18 protein-coding genes are annotated in these 21,459 nt (G+C 71.5%); 8 read left to right on the forward strand and 10 right to left on the reverse strand.

What is annotated here, in order from left to right; translation table 11 throughout:
- The first annotated feature begins 71 nt into the window (after window positions 1-71).
- From INP57_RS12890 to INP57_RS12910, 5 genes are all read left to right on the forward strand, one after another.
- On the forward strand, window positions 72-1,562 hold the full coding sequence (locus INP57_RS12890) for an amidase (protein WP_200070432.1): 1,491 nt from the start codon (window positions 72-74) through the stop codon (window positions 1,560-1,562).
- Window positions 1,563-1,760: 198 nt separating this feature from the next.
- The gene (locus tag INP57_RS12895) at window positions 1,761-3,263 is read left to right on the forward strand and encodes an amidase (protein WP_200070433.1); all 1,503 of its coding nucleotides are present in this window, start codon (window positions 1,761-1,763) and stop codon (window positions 3,261-3,263) included.
- 366 nt (window positions 3,264-3,629) lie between these two features.
- Window positions 3,630-4,577, forward strand: a complete 948-nt coding sequence (locus INP57_RS12900; protein ID WP_200070434.1) for an AurF N-oxygenase family protein — start codon at window positions 3,630-3,632, stop codon at window positions 4,575-4,577.
- A 106-nt stretch (window positions 4,578-4,683) separates the two neighbouring features.
- Window positions 4,684-6,246 carry an FAD-dependent oxidoreductase gene (locus INP57_RS12905; RefSeq protein ID WP_200070435.1) on the forward strand — a complete coding sequence of 521 codons (1,563 nt, stop codon included), beginning with the start codon at window positions 4,684-4,686 and terminating at the stop codon, window positions 6,244-6,246.
- A gap of 152 nt (window positions 6,247-6,398) precedes the next feature.
- Window positions 6,399-8,366 carry an MFS transporter gene (locus tag INP57_RS12910; protein ID WP_200070436.1) on the forward strand — a complete coding sequence of 656 codons (1,968 nt, stop codon included), beginning with the start codon at window positions 6,399-6,401 and terminating at the stop codon, window positions 8,364-8,366.
- A 24-nt stretch (window positions 8,367-8,390) separates the two neighbouring features.
- Here INP57_RS12910 and INP57_RS12915 read toward each other — a convergent pair whose 3' ends face one another.
- The 4 genes from INP57_RS12915 to INP57_RS12930 form a co-directional block, all read right to left on the reverse strand.
- Complete coding sequence (locus INP57_RS12915; RefSeq protein WP_200070437.1) at window positions 8,391-8,936, reverse strand: DUF488 domain-containing protein; 546 nt, start codon at window positions 8,934-8,936, stop codon at window positions 8,391-8,393.
- 284 nt (window positions 8,937-9,220) lie between these two features.
- Window positions 9,221-10,000 carry an SDR family oxidoreductase gene (locus tag INP57_RS12920; protein ID WP_200070438.1) on the reverse strand — a complete coding sequence of 260 codons (780 nt, stop codon included), beginning with the start codon at window positions 9,998-10,000 and terminating at the stop codon, window positions 9,221-9,223.
- Window positions 10,000-11,148 carry a sulfotransferase family protein gene (locus INP57_RS12925; protein WP_200070439.1) on the reverse strand — a complete coding sequence of 383 codons (1,149 nt, stop codon included), beginning with the start codon at window positions 11,146-11,148 and terminating at the stop codon, window positions 10,000-10,002. Before INP57_RS12925 ends, INP57_RS12920 begins: the two co-directional genes overlap by 1 nt.
- Complete coding sequence (locus INP57_RS12930; protein ID WP_307850050.1) at window positions 11,145-12,242, reverse strand: DUF1214 domain-containing protein; 1,098 nt, start codon at window positions 12,240-12,242, stop codon at window positions 11,145-11,147. Before INP57_RS12930 ends, INP57_RS12925 begins: the two co-directional genes overlap by 4 nt.
- Before the next feature lie 169 nt (window positions 12,243-12,411).
- Here INP57_RS12930 and INP57_RS12935 point away from each other — a divergent pair, with 169 nt between their 5' ends.
- Complete coding sequence (locus tag INP57_RS12935) at window positions 12,412-12,885, forward strand: nuclear transport factor 2 family protein (RefSeq protein WP_200070441.1); 474 nt, start codon at window positions 12,412-12,414, stop codon at window positions 12,883-12,885.
- Between the two features lie 123 nt (window positions 12,886-13,008).
- On the opposite strand, the gene INP57_RS12940 is transcribed toward INP57_RS12935, so the two are convergent.
- From INP57_RS12940 to INP57_RS12960, 5 genes are read right to left on the reverse strand one after another with little or no spacing between them, the layout of a single operon-like run.
- Window positions 13,009-14,001, reverse strand: coding sequence for an LLM class flavin-dependent oxidoreductase (locus tag INP57_RS12940; protein WP_200070442.1), 993 nt, complete (start codon window positions 13,999-14,001; stop codon window positions 13,009-13,011).
- A 40-nt stretch (window positions 14,002-14,041) separates the two neighbouring features.
- Window positions 14,042-14,827, reverse strand: coding sequence for an isocitrate lyase/PEP mutase family protein (locus INP57_RS12945; RefSeq protein ID WP_200070443.1), 786 nt, complete (start codon window positions 14,825-14,827; stop codon window positions 14,042-14,044).
- Between the two features lie 45 nt (window positions 14,828-14,872).
- Window positions 14,873-15,640: an SDR family oxidoreductase gene (locus tag INP57_RS12950; protein WP_200070444.1), complete on the reverse strand. Its 768-nt coding sequence runs from the start codon at window positions 15,638-15,640 to the stop codon at window positions 14,873-14,875.
- On the reverse strand, window positions 15,633-16,814 hold the full coding sequence (locus tag INP57_RS12955) for a CaiB/BaiF CoA transferase family protein (RefSeq protein ID WP_200070445.1): 1,182 nt from the start codon (window positions 16,812-16,814) through the stop codon (window positions 15,633-15,635). The genes INP57_RS12950 and INP57_RS12955 overlap by 8 nt, the downstream gene beginning before the upstream one ends.
- A complete protein-coding gene (locus INP57_RS12960; RefSeq protein WP_200070446.1) occupies window positions 16,811-17,974 on the reverse strand; it encodes an acyl-CoA dehydrogenase family protein in 1,164 nt (387 codons plus the stop codon). The genes INP57_RS12955 and INP57_RS12960 overlap by 4 nt, the downstream gene beginning before the upstream one ends.
- Before the next feature lie 176 nt (window positions 17,975-18,150).
- Between INP57_RS12960 and INP57_RS12965 the strand changes: the two genes are divergently transcribed.
- On the forward strand, window positions 18,151-18,876 hold the full coding sequence (locus INP57_RS12965) for an alpha/beta fold hydrolase (RefSeq protein ID WP_200070447.1): 726 nt from the start codon (window positions 18,151-18,153) through the stop codon (window positions 18,874-18,876).
- Window positions 18,877-19,016: 140 nt separating this feature from the next.
- A complete protein-coding gene (locus INP57_RS12970; RefSeq protein WP_200070448.1) occupies window positions 19,017-20,231 on the forward strand; it encodes a cytochrome P450 in 1,215 nt (404 codons plus the stop codon).
- Between the two features lie 11 nt (window positions 20,232-20,242).
- On the opposite strand, the gene INP57_RS12975 is transcribed toward INP57_RS12970, so the two are convergent.
- Window positions 20,243-21,442 (reverse strand): SGNH/GDSL hydrolase family protein, encoded by a 1,200-nt coding sequence (locus tag INP57_RS12975; RefSeq protein ID WP_200070449.1) that lies wholly within the window; start codon window positions 21,440-21,442, stop codon window positions 20,243-20,245.
- Window positions 21,443-21,459: the final 17 nt, after the last annotated feature.

Below are 21,459 nucleotides of genomic sequence, written 5' to 3' on the forward strand. Positions count from 1 at the left end.
GACCCGATGCGGAACTCCGGTCGCGGCCCGGCAAGATCGGCCGCGTCTCGCCGGACGCGATAGGAGGCTGCGTGCACTACTCGGAGTACCGCGAACACGACGGGCTCGGCCTGGCGGAGTTGATCCGTACCGGTGCGGTGCCCGCCGCCGAGGTGCTGGAAGCCGCGGTGGCGCGCGCCGAGGACGTCGGCCCGCGACTCGGGGCGCTCACGCAACGGCTCTACGACCAAGCCCGCGAGCGCGTCCGCGGCGGCGCACCCGAAGGTCCGTTCACGGGAGTCCCGTTCCTGCTCAAAGACCTGCACCAGGAAGTGGCCGGGCTGCCGTCCAGCGGCGGATCACGCGCGCTGCGCACGGTTCCCGCCGCGGAGACCGCCGAGGTGGTCCGCCGCTGGACCGACGCCGGGCTCGTCGTGTTCGGCCGGACGAACACCCCCGAGTTCGGCGCGAAACCCATCACCGAACCGGCCGCGTTCGGCCCGGCGCGCAACCCGTGGCAGCTCGACCGCACGCCCGGCGGCTCGTCCGGTGGCGCCGCTGCCGCGGTCGCCGCGGGGATCGTCCCGCTGGCCGGTGCCAGCGACGGCGGTGGCTCGATCCGCATCCCGGCCGCCTGCTGCGGGGTGTTCGGGCTCAAGGCCGGGCGGGGCTCGGTGCCCGCCGGGCCGATGCGCGGCGAGAACTTCCACGGCGCCGCGCTGGACGGCGTGGTCTCGCGCAGCGTCCGGGACAGCGCGGCGGCGCTGGACTGCCTCGCCGGTCCCGACCCCGCGGGCCCGTTCGCGGCGGCGGCACCGGAGCGCAGCTTCGCCGAGGAGGTCACGCGGGAGCCTGCGCCCCTGCGGATCGGTTTCACCGCCGTCTCGGCGCTGGGTGATCCGCATCCGGAAGCGGTCCGGGCGATGACCGACGCGGCGGAACTGCTCACCTCACTTGGCCACCACGTCGAGGAAGTCCCGCCGCCGGTGGACCTCTCCGCACTCGCCGTGGACTTCCTGCAGGCGTGGTCGGTGCGGCTGGCCGCAGCGCTCGACGAAGCCGCCCGCCACGCGCCGCACAGCTCCTTCGAGCTGGACACCCGGCTGCTCGCCGCGGCGGGTCGCAGCACCGGCGCTGCGCAGTACGTGTCCACATTGGATCGCTGGCACCAGCACACCCGGCGGCTGGCGGAGTTCCACCAGCACCACGACCTGCTGTTGACGCCCAGCCTGGCCGGTCCGCCGCTGCGCATCGGCGAGCTGGACACCCCGAAGGCGTTGCAGGTCCTCGGCAAAGCCGCACTGGCGCTGCGCGGCGGCGGCCTGCTGCGCCGCTCCGGCGTGGTCGACCGGGTCGCGCGCGGCAACCTGCGGCACGTCCCCTACACCCAGCTGGCCAACATCACCGGCCGCCCGGCGATGTCCGTCCCGCTGCACTGGACGCCCGAGGGCTTGCCGCTCGGCGTGCAGTTCGTCGCCCCGCTCGCGGGCGAAGGAACGCTGTTCCAGCTGGCAGGACAGCTGGAACAGGCTCGGCCCTGGGCCGGTCACGAGCCACCGCTGCGCGCCGCCGCGCACGGCTGAACCGACCCTGGCGAGGAATGCGCTCGCAACTCACACCCAGCCTGGATTCCGGGCGAAACGCGCATTTCCCCGCACCGCGGGCGCACGTTCGTCCATAGTGGAGGAAAACCCCGGAGTCGTGCGTCCGGGCGCCGGATTCCGCGCACGGTTCGGCAAAATTGCCACCGAATCGGAAAGTGCTATGCGCAAGGTGGTGGCGTGCAGTATTCGGAGTACCGCGAGCACGACGGGCTCGGGCTGGCAGAGTTGATCCGTTCCGGCGTGGTGCCCGCCGAAGAGGTGCTGGAAGCCGCGGTGGCGCGCGCCGAGGAGGTCGGCCCGCGGCTGGGCGCCCTCACGCAGCGCCTCTACGACCAGGCCCGCGAGCGCGTGCGCGGCGGATCCGACGGCCCCGCTGCTAGCGGAGGCCCTTTTGCCGGAGTCCCGTTCCTGCTCAAGGACCTGTACCAGGAGATGGCAGGAATGTCCTCCAGCGCCGGATCACGCGCACTGGCCAACGTTCCCGCCGCCGAGACCGCCGAGGTGGTGCGCCGCTGGACCGACGCCGGACTCGTCGTGTTCGGCCGGACGAACACCCCGGAGTTCGGCACGAGTGCCGTTACCGAGCCGGCCGCGTTCGGCCCGGCGCGCAACCCGTGGCGGCTCGACCGCACCCCCGGCGGCTCCTCCGGTGGTGCCGCGGCCGCGGTGGCAGCAGGGATCGTCCCGCTGGCCGGTGCGAACGACGGCGGCGGCTCGATGCGCAACCCGGCCGCGTGCTGCGGAGTGTTCGGGTTCAAGGCGGGCCGGGGCGTGGTGCCCGCCGGGCCGGCGCGCGCGGAGGGCTTTCACGGTGGACTGGTGGACGGTGTGCTCTCGCGCACCGTGCGGGACAGCGCGGCGGGCCTGGACTGCCTCACCGGCTTCGATCCCGCGGGGCCGTTCGCGGCAGCGGCGCCGGACCGCAGCTTCACCGAGCAGGTCACCCGGGAGCCCGGGACCTTGCGGATCGGGTTCAACGCCTCCGCGGCGCTGGGAGAACCCCATCCGGAAGCGGTCCGGGCCATGACCGACGCGGCGGAACTGCTCACCTCCCTGGGCCACCAGGTCGAGGAGGTTCCGCCGCCGGTGGACTTCGCCGAGATATCCGTGGATTTCCTGCGTGCCTGGTCGGTGCACCTGGCTTCCGAGGTCGAAGCCGCCTCCGCCCACGCACCGCAGAGCTCCTTCGAGCTCGAGACCCGGTTGCTCGCTGCGGTCGGCCGCAGCACCAGCGCCCCGCAGCTGCTGTCCGCACTCCAGAACTGGCACGGGCACGCCCGGCGGCTGGCGCGGTTTCACGAGCACTACGACCTGCTGTTGACGCCGAGCGTTGCCAGCCCGCCGTGGCGAGTCGGCGAGCTCGAGACCCCGCGGGCATCGCGGGTGCTCGGGAAGGCCGTGCTGGCGCTGCGCGCGGGAGGGCTGGTGCGCCGCTCGGGCATTCTCGACAAGCTCGCGCAGGACAGCATGTCGCGGGTGCCCTACACGCAATTGGCCAACATCACCGGCCGCCCGGCGATGTCCGTCCCGCTGCACTGGACGCCCGAGGGCTTGCCGCTCGGCGTGCAGTTCGTGGCCCCGCTCGCGGGCGAGAGCACGCTGTTCCAGCTGGCAGGACAGCTGGAGCGGGCCCGGCCGTGGGCCGGCCACGAGCCACCGCTGGCCCCCGGGGACGACTGACCCGACGGCAAGGCGTTCCCGGCCGTGGCGGCAAACGGCCGCGCGCCGGGAACGCGCTTGCCGCGGAACACCGGCCCTGGGCCGGTTCCCTCCCGAGCGGACGCCGAAGACCCCGGGGCAGCGCCTGCCGAGGCTGCGGCTGACGCCTGCCGAGTCCCGGCCCGCAAACGACTCCGCCGCTCGTTCGGCAGCGCCGCACCGCGCACTCGGCGAGCTCCACTCCCCCGGCCGGATTCGCCGTCCTGACCATGGCGCCACCTGCTGTTCCGCGCGCACTCTTGCCACGCCCGCAGTATGTGTTACGTTTGGTAACAGGTTACCGCTGGTAACGGTAATGGGTGTCACGCGACCTCTCGAGGAGTACCCATGAGCAGCAACATCACCGGCACGGACACGCGACCGGCGCAGTCCGAAGACCACGATGCCGCGCCCGCGGACGCCGAGCGGGACAGCACCGCGCGCCGGTTGCTGGACTCCTCGGAGCAGCTCTCCTACGACCCCGCCCAGGAAGTCGACTGGGAAACCCCGCTGGACACCGATTTCCACGGCGCCAGCCCGGAGTGGAGCACGCTGTACGGGACGTCCTACTGGGACGAGCTGACCCCGGCCCAGCAGCGCGAGCTGACCCGCCAGGAAGCCGCATCGGTGGCCAGCACCGGGATCTGGTTCGAGATGATCCTGCAGCAGATGATGCTGCGGGACTTCTACGCGAAGGACCCGACCGACCCGGCGTTCCAGTGGGCGCTGACCGAGATCGCCGACGAGTGCAGGCACTCGATCATGTTCGCCCGCGGTGCGGCGAAGCTGGGCGCACCCGCGTACCGGCCGAAGCGCTCGGTGGTCGAACTCGGCCGCGTGTTCAAGACGCTGGCCGGAGGTGAAGCCGCCTACGCCGCGATCCTGGTCGCCGAGGAGGTCCTCGACGTCATGCAGCGCGACTGGATGCGCGACCAGCGGGTGGTGCCGTTCGTGCGGACCATCAACAACATCCACGTGGTCGAGGAATCGCGGCACATGAAGTTCGCCCGCGAGGAGACCAAGGAGCGGCTCAAGTCCGCCGGGTGGCTGCGGCGGCAGATCAACGCCGTGGTGGTGGCCGGTTCCGCCTACTTCATCGTCACCAGCATGGTCAACGACGAGGTCTACGCCAACGCCGGGCTGGATCCCGAGCGCGCCAAGCGCGAGGCGAAGGCCAACCAGCAGCACAAGTCGATGCTGCGCTCCAGCTGCTCCGGGCTGATGGAGTTCCTGCACTCGGCCGGGCTGCTCACCAAGCCCGCCACCTGGTTCTACAAGCGCGCCAGCCTGCTCTGAGCCGCGGCTCGGCAGAGCCGGACGTCGAGCCTGCTGCGGGAGCGAGCGGCCCGCTTTCGCCACCTGACCACCTGCCCGACCGGACTCGAAGACAGGCATTGCACCGATGGCCTTCGCGATCACCCAGACCTGCTGCAACGACGCCTCCTGCGTGAAGGTGTGCCCGGTCAACTGCATCCACCCGACGCCGGACGAACGGGACTTCGGCAGCACCGAGATGCTCTACATCGACCCGGCAACCTGCATCGACTGCGGGGCGTGCGCCGATGCCTGCCCGGTGGAGGCGATCTTCCCGGTGGACCGGCTCACCGGGCCGCTGAAGGCGTACGCCGAAGTCAACGCGGACTACTTCGCGGACAAGTCACCGGTGGCGGAGGATCCGGGACCGGCCGCGGCGGAATCTCCGGCCGCAGCAGCGGATGCGCAGCCCTCGCCGAACTTCCACTCCTGGCAGCAACCGGTCTTCGACCGCAATGTCCCCAGCGACCTCGCGCCGCTGGATGTCGCCGTGGTCGGGACCGGGCCCGCGGGGATGTACGCCGTCGAGGACCTGCTGCTGCACACCAACGCCAAGGTCACGCTGATCGACCGGCTGCCGGTCGCCGGGGGCCTGCTGCGCTACGGCGTGGCTCCGGACCACCCGTCGACGAAGAAGATCGGTGAGACGTTCGCGCGCTTCCACGACCACCCGCGGCTGCGGCTGCGCCTCGGCGTCGAGGTCGGCCGCGACGTCACCGCCGAGGAACTCGGCGCCCAGCACCACGCGGTGATCTACGCGGTCGGCGCCTCCTCCGCGCGGCGGATGGGCATCGCGGGTGAGGACCTGGCAGGCAGCATCACCGCCACGAGCGCGGTGGCCTGGTACAACGGCCACCCGGACGTGCCCGCGGACGCGGTCGGCCTCTCCGGTGAGCGGGTGGCGATCGTGGGCAACGGCAACGTCGCGCTGGACGTGGCACGGATCCTCACCAGCGACCCGGATGCGCTGCAGGGCACCTCGATCTCCCCGGAAGCCTTGGAGCGGCTGCGTTCCAGCAAGGTCCGCGAGGTCGTGCTGCTCGGCAGGCGAGGCCCGGAATCGGCCGCCTACACCAGGCCGGAGATGCTGGCGCTGACCCAGCAGCAGGGCGCATCCCTGGTGGTCGACGACCACGATCCGCGCATCGCGGCGGCCATCGATTCCGCCGCGTCCGATGACAAGGCGGCTCTGCTGCGGACCGTGCCGCGGGAGCAGGTGGACTGGGCCGCCACCCCCTCGCAGCGCAGGATCGTGCTGCGGTTCCATTCCGCGCCGGAGGAACTCCTCGGCGACACCGAGGTACGCGGGCTGCGAGTCACCGGTGGCGCCGAGATCCCGGCCGGGCAGGTGGTGCGGGCGATCGGCTATCGCGGGACCGCGCTGCCGGGCCTCCCCTTCGACGAGCAGACCGGCACGATCCCGCATTCCGACGGGCGCGTCGAGGGGCGTGCCGGCACCTACGTCGTCGGGTGGATCAAGCGCGGCCCGTCCGGCGGCATCGGCGCGAACCGGGAATGCGCGCGGGAAACGGTCGGCACGCTACTCGACGACGCGGTTTCGGGCGCACTCCCCGAGCCGCAGCGGCGCTCGTCGATGCTGGCCGGGCTGACCTCCCGGCTGCGGGAGCGGCTGATCGGCGCCGGGCGGTGAGGCCGGGAGCCGTGCGGTGAAACCGCGTCGAGCGGACGTGAGTCACCGCACAACAATCCGGAAGGGCTGAAGAGCGCGGGCCGGCTTGCTAGCGTAAGTCACGTGACTGAATCACCAGTCGGCCACGCCGCACCGACGGGAGCCTTCCGCCGATGACCCGCACGCTCAGCTCGCCGCCCGTTGCCGACCCGGCGCAACCGGCGCACCCGCGCGTCGTCGTCCCGGTGCTGGCCTTCAGCGGAATCGTGGTCTCGCTGATGCAGACCCTGGTGATCCCGCTGGTGCCGCAGTTGCCCGCGCTGCTGGGCGCACCCGCGGCCGACACCGCGTGGGCGATCACCGCCACCCTGCTGGCCGCCGCCGTGGCGGTGCCGACGGTGGGGCGGCTCGGCGACATGTACGGCAAGCGCCGGATGCTGCTGTTCAGCCTCGCGATGCTGGTGCTCGGTTCGGCGCTGTGCGCGCTGTCGGCCGGGCTGGGGATGATGATCGTCGGCCGGACGCTGCAAGGGTTGTCCTCGGCCGTGATCCCGCTGGGCATCAGCATCATGCGCGACGAGCTGCCGCCGGAGCGGCTCGGCGGGGCGACCGCGCTGATGAGCGCCTCGCTCGGCGTCGGCGGCGCGCTCGGCCTGCCCGCGGCGGCGTTCATCGCCGAGACGGCCGACTGGCACGTCTTGTTCTGGGTCGCCGCCGGGCTCGGCACCATCGCGGCGGCCGGAGTCCTCGGTCTCGTGCCGGAGTCCAGGGTCCGCACCGGAGGCCGGTTCGACCTGCCCGGCGCAGTGGGCTTGTCGATCGCGCTGCTGTGCCTGCTGCTGGCGATCTCGAAAGGCGCGGACTGGGGTTTCGGCAGCGGCATGACCTTGGGCCTGCTGGCCACCGCGCTGGTCGTGCTGCTGGTGTGGGGCTGGTGGGAGCTGCGCAGCCCGCGGCCGCTGGTGGACCTGCGCACCTCGGCCCGGCGGCAAGTGCTGCTGACCAACATCGCATCGGTGGTGTTCGGGTTCGCGATGTTCGCGATGTCCCTGGTGCTGCCGCAGCTGCTGCAGCTGCCGGAAGCGACCGGTTACGGGCTCGGCCAGACAGTGCTCGCCGCCGGCCTGGTGATGGCCCCGAACGGGCTGGTGATGATGGCGATGGCGCCGATCTCGGCGTGGATCTCCCGGACCATGGGCCCGAAGGTGACGTTGATGACCGGCGCGGTCGTGGTCGCCGCCGGCTACGGCCTGAACCTGGTGCTGATGTCGGCCATCTGGGAGCTGATGCTGGCCTCCAGCATCATCGGTGCCGGGGTCGGGCTCGCCTACGGCGCGATGCCCGCGCTGGTGATGGCGGCGGTGCCGGTCTCGGAGACCGCCGCGGCCAACAGCCTCAACACCCTGATGCGCTCGATCGGCACGTCCACCTCCAGCGCGGTGGCCGGCGTGATCCTCGCGCACATGACCGTCGACCTCGGCCCGGTCGCCGTGCCCGCGCAGAACGGGTTCCGCGTCGTGCTCGGCATCGGTTCGCTCGCGGCGCTGGTCGCCCTCGCGATCGCGGCGTTCTTGCCCGCCCAGCGCCGATCCGGCGACGACGCGCAGGACGCCGCCGCTGAGCCGGGCGGCATCGCGGGCACGCTGCGGACCGCGTCCGGCAGCACCGTCGCCGGGGTGGTCACGGTGACCGAGCCCGGCGGCCGCCAGGTCGGCCGAGTTCGCAGCGACGCCGAGGGCAATTACTCGGTGCCCGCGTTGCAGCCGGGTCACTACACGATCATCGCCACCGCGGACGAGTGCCGCCCGGAAGCGGCGTCGGTCCCGGTAAACGGTTCCGGTGCCGTTCAGGACTTCACGCTCGCCGGACTCGGTGTCGTCGCCGGAACCGTGACCGCGCCCGGCGGACGTGTTCTGCCGGAGGTGACCGTGGCCGTGACCGACAGCGGCGGCAACGTCATCGGCAGTACCAGCACCGACGCCGACGGCCGCTACGAACTCGGCGGACTCGCGCCGGGCGACTACGTGGTGGTGGCGAGCCTCTACACGCCCGCGGTTCGGGAAATCCGCTTCAGCGGGGGAAAACCGCTCACGGCGGACCTCGATTTGCACGGCGCCGGCCACGGGCGGAGCACCGCTTGACGCCCTTCGTCCATAGTGGATGGTTCATCCGTGCTGCGGCGTCGGCTTGCCCCCGTCGTATACGAGCAGGCCGTCGTCGCGCAGCCGGACACCGGAGATGGGCCGGTTCTCGGCCAGCGAGCCGTCGTGCATCAGGTGCCGCACTTCGACCCCCCGCGCGAGTTGCAGGAAATCGGCGATCATCCGCCGGTGACAACGCCACCACACCGTTTCGCCGCACATGATCGCGGTCACCTGGCCAACGGCCTGGTCGACGAGTCCGTCCACTGCGGACTGAAACTCCGAAGTCCGCATGTGCGCCGCATAGGCCCGGAACGCGTCGTTGTTCCACACCGAGTCCGGGGAATCCGGCGGCAGCTTCCGGAATCCGCCCAGGCGCCGGTCCCAGCGGTAGGAGATGCCCTGCTGCGGCAACCAGCTCTCGAGCTCGTGCCTCGCCACGTGCGGGTGGCGCCTGCTGCCCGGCGCGGAACGCACGTCGACCACTCCGGCCACGCCAGCTCCGCCGAGCAGCCGGATGATCTCGTCCTGCGTGGCGGTGCCGTGCCCGAACGTCAGTACCTGCACCATCTCCGGCGGTCCTCACGTCGCGAGACCGCGCCGATCACCTCGGCCGCGCCCCGTCCGGTCATCCTGCCCGTCGAGTTCCCGCACCGGGCGGTAACCATGCCTCGCAGACAGTGAACGGCCTGTTGGTCCCACTAGATTGGTCAAACGGTCCGTTCGCTCAGAGACGGCCCGGCGGCAACGGCTGCCTTCAGCCGTCACGAGTGAACGGCCTGTTGGTCCCACTAGATTGGTCAAACGGTCCGTTCGCTCAGAGACGGCCCGGCGGCAACGGCTGCCTCCGGCCGTCACGAAGGCATGTACTCCCCGCCGTTGACGTCCAACGTCGCGCCGGTGATCTCGCTGGCGTAGCGGGAGAGCAGGAACAGGATTCCGCCGGTGCACGCGTCGTCGGTCGGTATCCGGCCGAGCGGGTTGCGCGCCGCGATCTCGTCGTAGACCTGCTGTTCGTCCACCCCGCGCTGCTGCGCGGTCATCTCCAGGTAGAACCGCACGCCCGGCCCGTCCAGCCAGCCCAGCACGGCCTGGTTGACGCGGATCGCGGACTCGCCGAGCTCCAGCGCGAGGAACCGGGTCGCCGCGGCCATCGCCTCCTTCGCGACCGCATAACCGCCTTCACCACGGAGGGGCTTGCGAGTGGCCATGGTGCCGATGTTGACGATCGAGCCGCGGCCGGCGGCGCGCATGTGCGGCACGACCTCGCGCGCCATGTTCAGCGCGCCGAACAGGATGATGTCCATCGACCGGCGCAGCTTCTTCTCCGGCGTATCCAGCAGATCGGTGAAACCGGGGTGCCCGTAGGCGGAGTTGACCAGCCCGGTGATCGGGCCGAACCTCTCGGTCGCGGTGCGCACCACCCTGCTCACGTCGTCGGGATCGCGAACGTCGCAGCGCACTCCCAGCGCTTCACCGCCCGCTGCGGCGACGTCCTGCTCCACCTGTGCGAGCACGTCGCCGGAGCGGGCCACGGCGACCACTTTCGCCCCCTCGGCCGCAGCGCGGGTGGCGAGCTTCGCGCCGAGCCCCGCGCCGACTCCGGAGATCAGCACCACTTCGTCGGAGAGCATCACAGGTAAGCCTCCCGGTAGAACGCGAAGTCCCGTTCCAGCCGGGACTCGGACAATCCGAACTCCTCCGGGGAGTACCGGTGCGCAGCGGTGCGACTCGCGCGGTCGCGCTCCACATAGGACTCGAAGGCGGCTCGGTCGCCCTCCCCCGGTGACCGGCCCAGCGCGCGCAGCACCCGCAGCGCTTCGGCGACCGGATCGTCGAGCAAGGCGTCGAACCGCACGTCGACGAACCGGTCCGGGCGCGCCTCGCGAACCGCGCAGAACTCCCGCAACGACGCGACGAACCGGTCGCTCCAATACCGCCCGAGCCCGGCGTCGTCCACGTTTTCGCTGTACTGCGCGGAAAGATTGCTGACCATCGAGGCGTAGGAGGGCACCGCCCGCACCGGCGAGCGGTGCGTCATCACGATCGAGCAGTCCTCGAAGGCGTCCAGCACGGTGCCCACCGCGGTCAGGTGGTGCGGCGACTTGAGGATCCAGCGCAGCCCGGAACGCGCGGGCTGCTGCCACTGCAGCACCTGCAACCACTGGCGCAGCTCGTCGTACGCCTTGGTCTGATCGGTGGTACGCAGCCAGTCGCCGTAGCCGGGCACCCAGTGGAACGACTCGAAACTCATCGACGTGAACGACCGGTCGACGAGGATCACGTCCTCCTCCGGCTCGTCCCAGGCCACGGTGTGGATGTCGCCGAAATCCGGGGAAAGCTCCAGGAACGCCCGCATCCGTTCCTGCGCGCGGCGTTTGCGCTCGGCCGCGTCCGGGCCTTCGCCGGGGAACGGCAGCGGGTAGGTCGTCTCCCAGGACATCGTGGAGGTCAGCTGCGGCGAGGTGGCCAGCAGCCGGTGCAGCAAGGTCGACCCGGTCCGCGGCAGTCCGCAGATCTCGGCGGCGACCACCGGCCGCACCTCCAGGATCTCCGGGTGCGCCCGCTGCACGGCGCGCAGCCGCAGGCGGTCGGCCAGCAGCGCGGTGAGCCTGCGGCGGGTCAGTTCCAGACCGGTCGCGGATAGCCGGGCCTCGTCGTTGAGCGAGGTGACCAGTACGCCGAGCGGTTCGAGGAACCAGTCGTCGCCGAACTCCGTCAACCCGGTCTTGTCCCGTGCGGCCGCGAGCAGGTCGTCCACGCGTAGTTCGGTGCCCGTCACCGGTCCCCCTCGGAGCTCAGCGACGCCAGCGGCACGACCCGGCATTCCGGGATCGGGTGCTCATCGGCTCCGAGCCAGCGCAGCAGCGCGGTGCCGCGATCGTGCCCGCAGGTGTCGATCCAGTTGCCCACGCCCGGGTCCCGGTCGGCCACGACAATCCGCAGCCTGCCGTCCGGGCCGAGCCGGGCGGTGTGCTTGTTCACGGTGGTGCGCCGCCGGTTGTCCAGCGACTCCATCCACCAGTTGTCCAGCTGGAAGTTCCAGTACGGGCATTCGGGCACGTCGGTCTCGATCAGCCACGCCTCGCCGGGCCGCAACGTCCAGTAGCCGTGCAGGTAGTGGATCTCCGGGTCACCGCCTGCGCGCTGGAACATCTCCTGGCCGAAGTCGGGCAGCTCGTTCGGCTTGGTCGCGAACAGCTCCGCCCACCCGGCGAAGGTCGCCGCCGTGCCGTGCACCGCCAGCGCCGTGCGGCGCAGCGCCGCGGCGAGGAAGTCCGGCGCCAACTCGGCGGGTTCGCCCGGACCGTCGAGCCGCTCGATGCGCCATCGGCCGGGTGCCTCGGCGGCGCGGTCGAGGTAGGTCTGGCGAACCACGAGCCCGGTCGAGTCCGGTGCCAGCGGCAGCCAGTTCCGGCCCCGCCGGGTCGCACTCGCGATGATCTCGATCGTGCCGTCCGGTTCGGCGACGAGATCGGCGTCGGTCAGCTCGCCGGTGGAGGCCATGGTGCCGTCCTTGGCGTAGCGGTTGGCCTTCGACCCGATGCTGAAGTAGCTGATCGTGCCGCGCTCGCCGGTGATCCGGTATTCGCGGTCACCGCGGATGTTGGCCGACAGGTAGACGTTGTCCGGGTTGTCCGCGCCGATCTTGACCAGGTCCAGCTCGTGCAGCCGCGGGAAGTCGGGATCGGCGTTGTCGACGCACGAATACAGCATCTCGCGGGTGAGCCGGGTCAGGTAGCGGAAGCCTTCGGCGCGGTCGAACGGGGTGTCCGGGGCGCTGCCGGACAGCACCACCTCGCCCGCCCGTTCCAGCGCGCGGCAGAACTCCGACCACGCCTGGCCGGAACGCACCGCATCCTCGGAGCCGCTCACCGGAACCTCCCTCGCTAGAACAGGTTCTAGCGAGGACTCTAAGGTCATCCCCGGCGAGGTTCAATACCGCGTCCGCAGTGATCGCCGCCCCGAGCGCTTGCTCGGTCCGGGCGATACCGGGTGCATCCGGGGTCTGGTGCGCGCGCCGGTGGTGCTCCAGGCTGAGAGCATGGACCTGATCGCGCTGGAAGAGATCCGTGCCCTCAAACACCGCTACCTGCGCAGCATCGACCTCAAGCAGTGGGACGAGCTCGCAGCCACCCTCGCCGAAGACGCGACCACCGACTACGGGTCGCCGTCCGGCGGGCGCCCGCTGGCGTTCACCGGCCGCGACGAGATCGTGTCCTACATGCGCGAGCAGCTCGGCTCCGGGATGACCACCGTGCACCACTGCACCGGCCCGGAGATCACCGTCGACGGCGAGCACGCGAGCGGGAGCTGGTGCCTGAGCGACACCGTTCTGGTGCCGCGCTACGAGGTCGCGATCATCGGTTCCGCCTACTACGAGGACCGGTACCGCCACGTGGACGGCGCGTGGAAGATCGCGCACACCGGCTACGTCCGCCTCTACGAGGCGAAGATGTCGTTCGCCGACCTGCCGAGCTTCCGGCTCACCGCCGACATGTGGGCGAGCACCGGCTGAACGCCTTCGCCCGATCCGGTCTCGCGGAGCCCGCCGGGCAGCGGGAACCTCCAGGATCGCCGCGGATCTCCGAGATTCCCGACCGCCTTTCCATCCACAGTGGATCGAACTCGTGCCGGTGAGTCAGCGGGACCGGGCCATCGCCCCTGCGGTCAGCTCGACCGAGAGCACCCGCTCGGCGGTGCCGATGGCCTGGTGGGCGAGCATCAGCTCGTCGGCCCCGCTGGATTCGGCGAAACCTTCCAGGTATTCGCGGACCTCGTCGGCCGTCCCGGCCGCGGTGTACTTGGTCATCGAAGCCAGCGGGCGGCCGCTCGGCGAGGCGAGGAACGCGTCGATCTCGGCGTCGGTCAGGTTCACCCCCGGCCGCCCGGACTTGATCATCATGCGCGCCCGCGCGCGGTAGGCGGTGGTCTTCTGCTCCACCGCGACGTCGTGGTCCTCGGCGGCGAAGACGTTGGCCCCCGCCACCACGTACGGCTCGGTCAGCTGCTCGGACGGCGTGAATTCCGCGCGGTAGACCGACACCGCCTCGTGCAGGGCGTCCGGCGCGAAGTGCGAGGCGAACGCGTACGGCAGGCCCAGCTGCGCGGCCAGCCGCGCGCCGAACAGCGACGAGCCCAGGATGTACAGCGGTGGCGCGGTTTCCGCGTGCGGCACGGCGCGGACGCCGCGAACCGATTTTCCGCCCAGGTACGCCTGCAGTTCGAGGACGTCCTGCGGGAACGCGTCGGCCTGGGCGGGGTCGCGGCGCAGCGCCAGCACGGTGTTCTGGTCGCTGCCGGGGGCCCTGCCGAGGCCGAGGTCGATGCGCCCGGGGAACAGCGTCTCCAACGTGCCGAACTGCTCGGCGATCACCAGCGGCGCGTGGTTGGGCAGCATGATTCCGCCCGCGCCCAGCCGGATGGACTCGGTGCGCGCCGCGATGTGTCCGATGAGGACACTCGTGGCGCTGGAGGCGATGGAGCCCATGTTGTGGTGTTCGGCGTACCACACGCGCCGGTATCCGGTGCGTTCGGCGGCCTGCGCCAGCTCGATCGAGGCGTCGAAGCTTTCCCGGGCGGTACCGCCACGGGCGATCGGCGCGAGGTCCAAAAGGGACAGTGCAGTGGGCATGAGAGGTCTCCTCCGTACTCCGTGGTTGCCGGCGGCCGCGTCAGCCGAGCGCTTCGTCGAGGGCGACGCGCCCGCGCCCGCCCGCGTCCAAATAGCCGAAGGTGCCGTGCTCGCGCAGTTCCCGCGCCGCGTCGGCCAGTGCCGCGTGCGCGGCGAACGCCAGCGCACCGCCGGTCGAAACGCGGCGCACGCCCAGCTCCGCGAGCTCGGCCACCGGCGGCACGCCGGGCACGGCCAGCACGCTGACCGGAACATCTACGTTGCGCACCACCGCGCCGATCTGCTCGGCCGTGTTCAACCCCGGGGCGAACACGACATCGGCGCCGGCTTCCACATAGGACTGCAACCGGGCGATGGTGTCGTCCAGATCGGACACTCCGCGCAGGTGGTTCTCCGCCCGCGCGGTGATCACGAGTTCACCCGCCGCGGCCGAGGCGGCCGCGCGCACCCGGTCCGCGGCGTGTTCGGGCTCGTAGAGCGCGGTGCCGTCCCAGTCCTCGACCGAGGCGCCCGCCAGCCCGCACTCGACCGCGAGCCGGATCGTGTCGGCGACCCCGGCCGGTTCCGCGGCGAACCCGTTCTCCAGGTCCGCCGAGACCGGCACGTCGACCGCTGCCGCGATCTCGGCGGCGGCGTGCAACGCCGACTCGCGGTTCAAGCCGCCGTCCGGCAGTCCCCGGGCGGCGGCCGCACCGCTGCTGGTCGTCGCAAGCGCCGAGAACCCGAGCGACTGCATGATCTTCGCCGCGCCCGCGTCCGGCGGGTTCGGCATGAGCAGCACGTCACCGCGGTGGTGCAGCGCTCTGAAGGTGTCCACGAGGGCCATGCCCGCAGCATACGTTTCCCGGTGACGGCACCGAGCTTCGCAGGCTCAAGCCTTGGGACCGCCGGCGACGTAGAGGATCTGCCCGGACACGAAGCCGGACCGCTCGTCGGCGAAGAACGACACCGCGTTGGCGATGTCGTCCACCTCACCCGCTCTGCGCACCGGGATCGCCTCGGCGCGGTCGGCCGCGTACTGCTCCCACGGCACGCCGATGCGCTGCGCGGTCGCTTTGGTCATGTCGCTGGCGATGAAGCCGGGCGCGACGCAGTTCGCGGTCACGCCGAACTTGCCGAGTTCCACGGCGAGCGTCTTGGTGAAGCCTTGCAGCCCGGCCTTCGCGGTCGAGTAGTTCGCCTGACCGCGGTTGCCCAGCGCAGCCGTCGACGAGAGGTTCACGATCCGCCCGTACCCGGCCGCGACCATGTGCTGCTGCACGGCCCTGCTCATCAGGAACGAACCCTTCAGGTGCACGCCCATGACCGCGTCCCAGTCCGGCTCGGTCATCTTGAACAGCAGGTTGTCCCTGGTGATCCCGGCGTTGTTGACCAGCACGGAAGGCGAGCCGAGCGTCTCTGCGGTCCGCGCGACGGCGGCATCGACGGCTGCGGCGTCGGAGACGTCGGCACCCACCGCGAGCGAGGTGCCGCCTGCTGCGGCGATCGCAGCGGCGGTGTCCTCGGCCGCCGCTTCCTCCAGATCGAGCGCGGCGACCGCGAACCCGTCCGCGGCCAGGCGCAGCGCCGTTGCCGCGCCGATTCCCCTGGCCGCGCCGGTCACGATCGCCACGCGCTGCGCGGACAGCTGCTCAGCCATCAAAGTCCCCTCCGCCGTCGGGTTGATCATCGAGTTCCAGTTCGGCGAGGATCGCCGCGTTGTGCTCGCCGAGCGCCGGGATCCGCCCCATCGGCAGTTCGGCGTCGCGGAACGTCATCGGCGGCAGCACCCCGCGGATCTCGCCCGCTTCGGTCGGCACCGTGCGCCACCGGTCCCGCTCGGCGAGCTGGGGATGCTCGGCCAGTTCCGCGGTGCCGTTGATCTGAGCGGCGGGGATGCCCGCGGCCGCGAGCCGCTCGTCGAGTTCGGCCGTGGCGAACCGCGCGGTGCACGCAGCCACCAAGGCGTCGCACTCGGCCCGGTTGCGCACCCGGGCGACGTTGGTGGCGAACCGCGGATCTTCCGCATGTTCCGGGGCGCCGAAGACTTCCGTCACCAGCCGGCGCCATCCGCGGTCGTTCTGCACCCCGATGAGGATCTGCCCGTCCGCGGTCGGATAGGCGTCGTACGGCGCGATCGCCGCGTGGCTCAGTCCCATCCGCGGGATCTGCGCGCCGCCGTAGAGCTGCATGTAGAGCGGATGGCCCATCCACTCGACGGCCGCGTCGAACATCGACACGTCGACCACGCCGCCTGCACCGGTGCGTTCGCGCCGCAGCAACGCGCTCATCGCGGACATCGCCGCGTAGAGACCGGCGCCGATATCGGCGTTGGGCACTCCGGTCTTGGACGGCGTCTCCGGTGTGCCGGTCACCGCGACCATCCCGGTCTCGGCCTGCACGAGCATGTCGTAGGCCTTCCGGTCGCGGCGCGGTCCGCCGGTCCCGTAGCCGGAGATGTTGACCACGACCAGCCGCGGGTGCGCGGCCCGCAAGGTCTCGCCGTCCAGCCCGAGCCGTTCGAGCGCTCCCGGCGCGGTGTTGTGCAGGAACACATCGGCCCGGGCGATGAGTTCGCGGGCGGCGCGCAGCCCGCCGTCCGACTTCAGGTCGATCGCCAGCGATTCCTTACCGCGGTTGAGCCAGGCGAAGTGGGTGGACAAACCGTGCACCGCGGCGTCGTAGTCGCGGGCGAAGTCGCCCTGCCCCGGCCGCTCGATCTTGATCACGCGGGCGCCGAGGTCGGCGAGGTGGCGGCTCGCCAGCGGCCCCGCGACGGCCTGCTCCAGCGCGACGACGGTGGTTCCGGCCAGCGGCAGCTCTCCGGTGGTCACGAGCCGCGCACCGCCTGGCGCACCAGTCCCCCACCGACGATGAGCCGCTGGATCTCGCTGGTGCCTTCGTAGAGCCGCAGCAACCGCACATCGCGGTAGATCCGCTCGACCGGGATCTCGCGCATGTAGCCGGCGCCGCCGTGCACCTGCACGGCCGAGTCGGCGACCCTGCCCGCCATCTCGGTGCAGAACAGCTTCGCCGCGGAAGGGCCGATGCGGCGGTCCTCGCCGCTGACGTGGGCGCGCGCCGTTTCGCGGACCATGGCGCGACCGGCGAGGACATCTGTCTGCTGATCGGCCAGCATCGCCTGCACCAGCTGGAATTCGCCGATGCGCCGACCGCCTTGGGTGTTCGTGGCGGCGTGGGACACGGACTCGTCGAGGGCGCGCTGGGCGGCGCCGACCGCGAGCGCGGCGATGTGCACCCTCCCGCGCGCCAGCGAGGTCATCGCCGCGCGGTACCCGGCGGCCTCGTCGCCGCCCACGAGCGCGTCGGCGGGCACCCGGACCTGGTCGAAGCCGACCTCCGCGGTCCAGGCGCCTTCCTGCCCCATCTTCGCGTCCTTCGGGCCGACGGTGATTCCCGGCGTGCCCGCGGGCACCAGGAACACCGCGATGCCCGGGTTCTCCGGCTGCGGCTCGGCGGTGCGGGCGAACACGACGAACAGGTCCGCGATCGGCGCGTTGGTGATGAACTGCTTGCTGCCGTCGATCACCCACTCGTCGCCGTCCCGGTGCGCGCGGGTGCGCAGGCCCGCCGGGTCCGAGCCGGCGCCCGGCTCGGTCAGTGCGAACGAGGCCACCACGTCCCCGGAGGCGATGCGTTCGAGCCACCGCTGCTTCTGCGCATCGGTGCCGAATCCGACGAGCACCTGCCTCGCGATGCCGTTGTTCGTGCCGAACAGCGAACGCAGCGCCGGCGTGGTGTAGCCGAACTCCATCGCGAGTTCGACGTCCTGGGCCAGGTCGAGCCCGAGCCCGCCCCATTCCGCGGGGATCGCGTAGCCGAACAGGCCCATCTGCGCGGCGGCCGAGCGCAGGTCGTCCGGAACCCGGTCGGCGTTCATGATCTCGGTCTCGCGCGGCAGCACCGCGGAGCGGACGAACTCGCGCACCTGCCGCCTGATGGCCTCGAAGTCCTCTGCTGCCACCTCGCTCATGGTGTTGATGATGAGCGTCCGGCGGGTGCGAGTCCAACATCGGAGCACCCGCTCGGGTCCGCCCGCGGCGACGGATGAGTCACTTGGCTGTCTTAGGATTTGGCGGCCGGGTTCGCCGAACGCCGCTGCCCGGGCGATCCGATCCGCTGGCGAAGATCCGGAGCCGAAAGGCGGGCATGTCCACTTACGTCCTGGTGCACGGCGCGGCGCACGGCGGGTGGTGCTACCGGCGGGTCGCGCGGATTCTGCGCGCGGCCGGGCACGACGTGCACGCACCGACGCTGACCGGACTCGGCGAACGCGCGCATCTGCTCGGTCCCGATGTCGATCTCGACCTGCACGTCCAGGACGTCCTGGCGGTGCTGCGGACCGAGGACCTGTTCGACGTCGTCCTGGCCGGGCACAGCTACGGCGGAATGGTCGTCACCGGCGTCGCCGACCGGGCGCCCGAGCGCATCCGGCACCTCGTCTACCTGGACGCCGCGACCCCGGCGCACGGTGAGGCGATCATCGATCTCGCGCCCGTCGCGATCCGCGAGCACACCCAGGTGGTCGACGGGGTCGAACTCGTCCACTTCCCGGACACCGGGTCGTCCCCGATCTTCGGCGTGACCGACCCGGAGGACGCCGCATGGGTGCGCAGCAAACTCACACCGCACCCGTATCGGTGCTTCGAACAGCCGCTGCTGCTGACGAACGAGGCGGCGCTGAATGCGATCCCGCAGACCCAGATCGTGTGCTCCTCGGCGCTGCACGGTCGCGACCCCGCTCGGCTGGCCACCGCCCGCGCGGCGGGCCGGTTGTGGGAGATCGACACCGGGCACGACCTCATGATCACCGAGCCGGAGCTGGTCGCCGACATGCTGATGCGCGCCCCGGCCGAGACCTCCCCGCCGTGCTGATCCGGCTCGCGGGACTGCGCGCCGCGGAGGATTCTTCGGCCGAAGTTCGCGCCGTACCCAGGCAATTGCATTCAGTCAGGCAACTGAATTAACTTGGTCCCGGGGATGCCGCGACGAGCACCGACCACGCAGGAGCGCCAGTGACCCAGCCGTCCACCACCGGCCGAGAGCCCACGCCGATCAGCACCCGCCGCAGCGGGTTCGGCCCCGCCCCGGAGGTGGCGGCGGTGCGCGCGGCGGAAGGGATCGTCCGGGTGCCGACCCCGTTCGGCCCGCCGGCGTGGCTGCTCACCCGGCACGCCGACGTGCGGCGGATGCTCGGCGACGCCGACTCCTTCATCAACGGCTGGGGGCCCGCCGACCTCGACGCCGGGCAGCGGCCCGCCCGGGATCCGCGGCAGCTGTCCGGGCACCGCAGCGGGAACATCCTCTCGCTCGACCCGCCCGACCACACCCGGCTGCGGCGGTTGCTCACACCGGAGTTCACGGTGCGGCGGATGCGGCGGCTGCAACCCCGGATCGCCGAGATCGTCGACGAGCACCTGGACGCCCTCGAACGGCACGGACCGCCCGCCGACCTCGTCGCCGAGTACGCGCTGCCGATCCCGTCGCTGGTCATCTGCGAACTGCTCGGGGTGCCCACCACCGACCGCGCGGAGTTCCAGGAGCGCACCCGGCGCCAGCTGGACACCACAGCGCCCGAAGCCGACCGGATCGAGCTCTCCGAGGAATCCATCGCCTACATGACCGGTCTGGTCGACCGGGCTCGCGAGCGTCCCGGCGAGGACCTGATCGGGATGCTGATCCGCGACCACGCCGACGCGCTGAGCAACGCCGAACTCATCGGCATCGCCAACCTGCTGCTGGTCGCAGGGCACGAGACGACGTCGAACATGCTCGGTCTCGGCACCTTGGCGCTGCTGCGCCACCCCGAGCAGCTCGCGATCGTCCGCGACGATCCGGCCGCGGTGCCCGGCGCCGTCGAGGAACTGATGCGCTGGCTCAGCGTGGTCAACGGCGGTTCTCCGCGGATGGCCGTGCGCGACGTCGAACTCGACGGGGTCACGATCCGCCGCGGCGATCTGGTGAACGTGAACCTGCCCGCGGCGAACCGGGACGCCGGCCTGCTGGAGCAACCGGAGCGGTTCGACGTGACCCGCTCCGCCGCGCCGCACGTCGGATTCGGGCACGGCATCCACCACTGCCTCGGCGCTCCGCTGGCCCGCATGGAGATGCGGATCGCGTTTCCCGCGCTGCTGCAGCGATTCCCGGGTTTGCACGTGGTCGACGAGGAAATCGCCTACGCCGCCGATCAAGCCATCTACGGGCTGCAGCACCTCAACGTCGGGTGGTGATCCGCCACCGGCTAGCGCTGGATGCCGAACGGCCCACCGGAGTCGAAGGCCAGTCCGGTGAAGCGCTCGCCGATGCGGCGGTGGGCGGCCGTGTCCGGGTGGAGCTCGTCGGGCAGCGGCAGCTCGGCGAAGTCCGCTTCGCCGTACAGCTCGCGGCCGTCCAGGTGGTGCAGGTTCGGGTCCTCGGCGGTCCGCTCGCGCACGATCCTGGCCAGCTCGTCCCGGATGACGCCCAGCGTCAACTTGCCCGCGGCGCGCTCCGCCGGGTCGCCGGTGGCCCGGAACCGCACTTGCCCAGCGCTGAGCGCGCTGAGGTCGAAAGCGCCGGGTCCGGGCGTGTCCTCGTGGATCGGGCAGTGGATCGGTGAGATGACCAGCAGCGGCGTGGTGGGGTGCCCGTCGCGGATGGTGTCGAGGAACCCGTGCACCGCCGGGGTGAACCCGCGCAGCCGCATCAGGTCCGAGTTGACCAGGTTGATCCCGATCTTCGCGCTGATCAGGTCCGCGGGCGTGTCGCGCATGGCACGGGCGGTGAACGGGTCGAGCAGCGCGTTGCCGCCCAGCCCGAGGTTGATCAGCTCCACATCGCCTCGCACGGCCGCCGTCGCGGGCCAGGTCGTGCTGGGACTCGCTGCGTTGGAGCCGTGGCTGATCGAACTGCCGTGGTGCAGCCACACCCGCCGGCCCCGATCCGGCGCCGGCTCCACGGGAGCGTCGGTGCGCAGCGCGACGAGTTCGGTGATCTCGTTGTGCGGCAACCAGATCTCGACGTCCTTGCGGCCTTCGGCCAGGCCGGTGAACCGCGCCGTGCCGGGCGGTCCGGGCCGGTACTCGGCGGCGCCGGTGCGCATGTCGATGCTCCGGGTGTTCCCGCCGGTCACGGTGGCCTGCCCGGTCAGCCGACCGTCCACGAGCAGGTCGTACACGCCGTCCGGGCGAGGTGGCGCGCCCGCGTAGACCAGCTTGGTGGGCAGCGTGTCCAGTTCGAGCGCGGTCGCCGAGGTGCGCAGTACCAGCCGCACGCCGGCGGGCTGGGACTCCATCATGGCCAGCCGCTCGTCCGCGCTCTGCGCGCGGGCGCGGGCGGGCAGGCGGTGCGGTAACAGGCCGTGCTCGGTGCGTTCGAGTTCGAACGCACCGCGCAGGAGTTCCGCGGTGACCGGGGTGTTGATCCAGTCCGCTCGGCGGGTGGGATCGGGGTGATCGTTCACGGGCTCATCCTGCCAAC

Origin of the sequence: Saccharopolyspora galaxeae, assembly GCF_016526145.1 — a bacterium.
Lineage (GTDB): Bacteria > Actinomycetota > Actinomycetes > Mycobacteriales > Pseudonocardiaceae > Saccharopolyspora_C > Saccharopolyspora_C galaxeae.

Bases quoted from the DNA above. Each gene is read 5' to 3' on its own strand.
- INP57_RS12900 (WP_200070434.1), top strand. From the start codon at position 3,630: ATGAGCAGCAACATCACCGGCACGGACACGCGACCGGCGCAGTCCGAA.
- INP57_RS12935 (WP_200070441.1), top strand. From the start codon at position 12,412: ATGGACCTGATCGCGCTGGAAGAGATCCGTGCCCTCAAACACCGCTAC.
- INP57_RS12945 (WP_200070443.1), bottom strand. From the start codon at position 14,827: ATGGCCCTCGTGGACACCTTCAGAGCGCTGCACCACCGCGGTGACGTG.
- INP57_RS12920 (WP_200070438.1), bottom strand. From the start codon at position 10,000: ATGCTCTCCGACGAAGTGGTGCTGATCTCCGGAGTCGGCGCGGGGCTC.
- INP57_RS12910 (WP_200070436.1), top strand. From the start codon at position 6,399: ATGACCCGCACGCTCAGCTCGCCGCCCGTTGCCGACCCGGCGCAACCG.
- INP57_RS12915 (WP_200070437.1), bottom strand. From the start codon at position 8,936: ATGGTGCAGGTACTGACGTTCGGGCACGGCACCGCCACGCAGGACGAG.
- INP57_RS12960 (WP_200070446.1), bottom strand. From the start codon at position 17,974: ATGAGCGAGGTGGCAGCAGAGGACTTCGAGGCCATCAGGCGGCAGGTG.
- INP57_RS12940 (WP_200070442.1), bottom strand. From the start codon at position 14,001: ATGCCCACTGCACTGTCCCTTTTGGACCTCGCGCCGATCGCCCGTGGC.
- INP57_RS12905 (WP_200070435.1), top strand. From the start codon at position 4,684: ATGGCCTTCGCGATCACCCAGACCTGCTGCAACGACGCCTCCTGCGTG.
- INP57_RS12950 (WP_200070444.1), bottom strand. From the start codon at position 15,640: ATGGCTGAGCAGCTGTCCGCGCAGCGCGTGGCGATCGTGACCGGCGCG.
- INP57_RS12965 (WP_200070447.1), top strand. From the start codon at position 18,151: ATGTCCACTTACGTCCTGGTGCACGGCGCGGCGCACGGCGGGTGGTGC.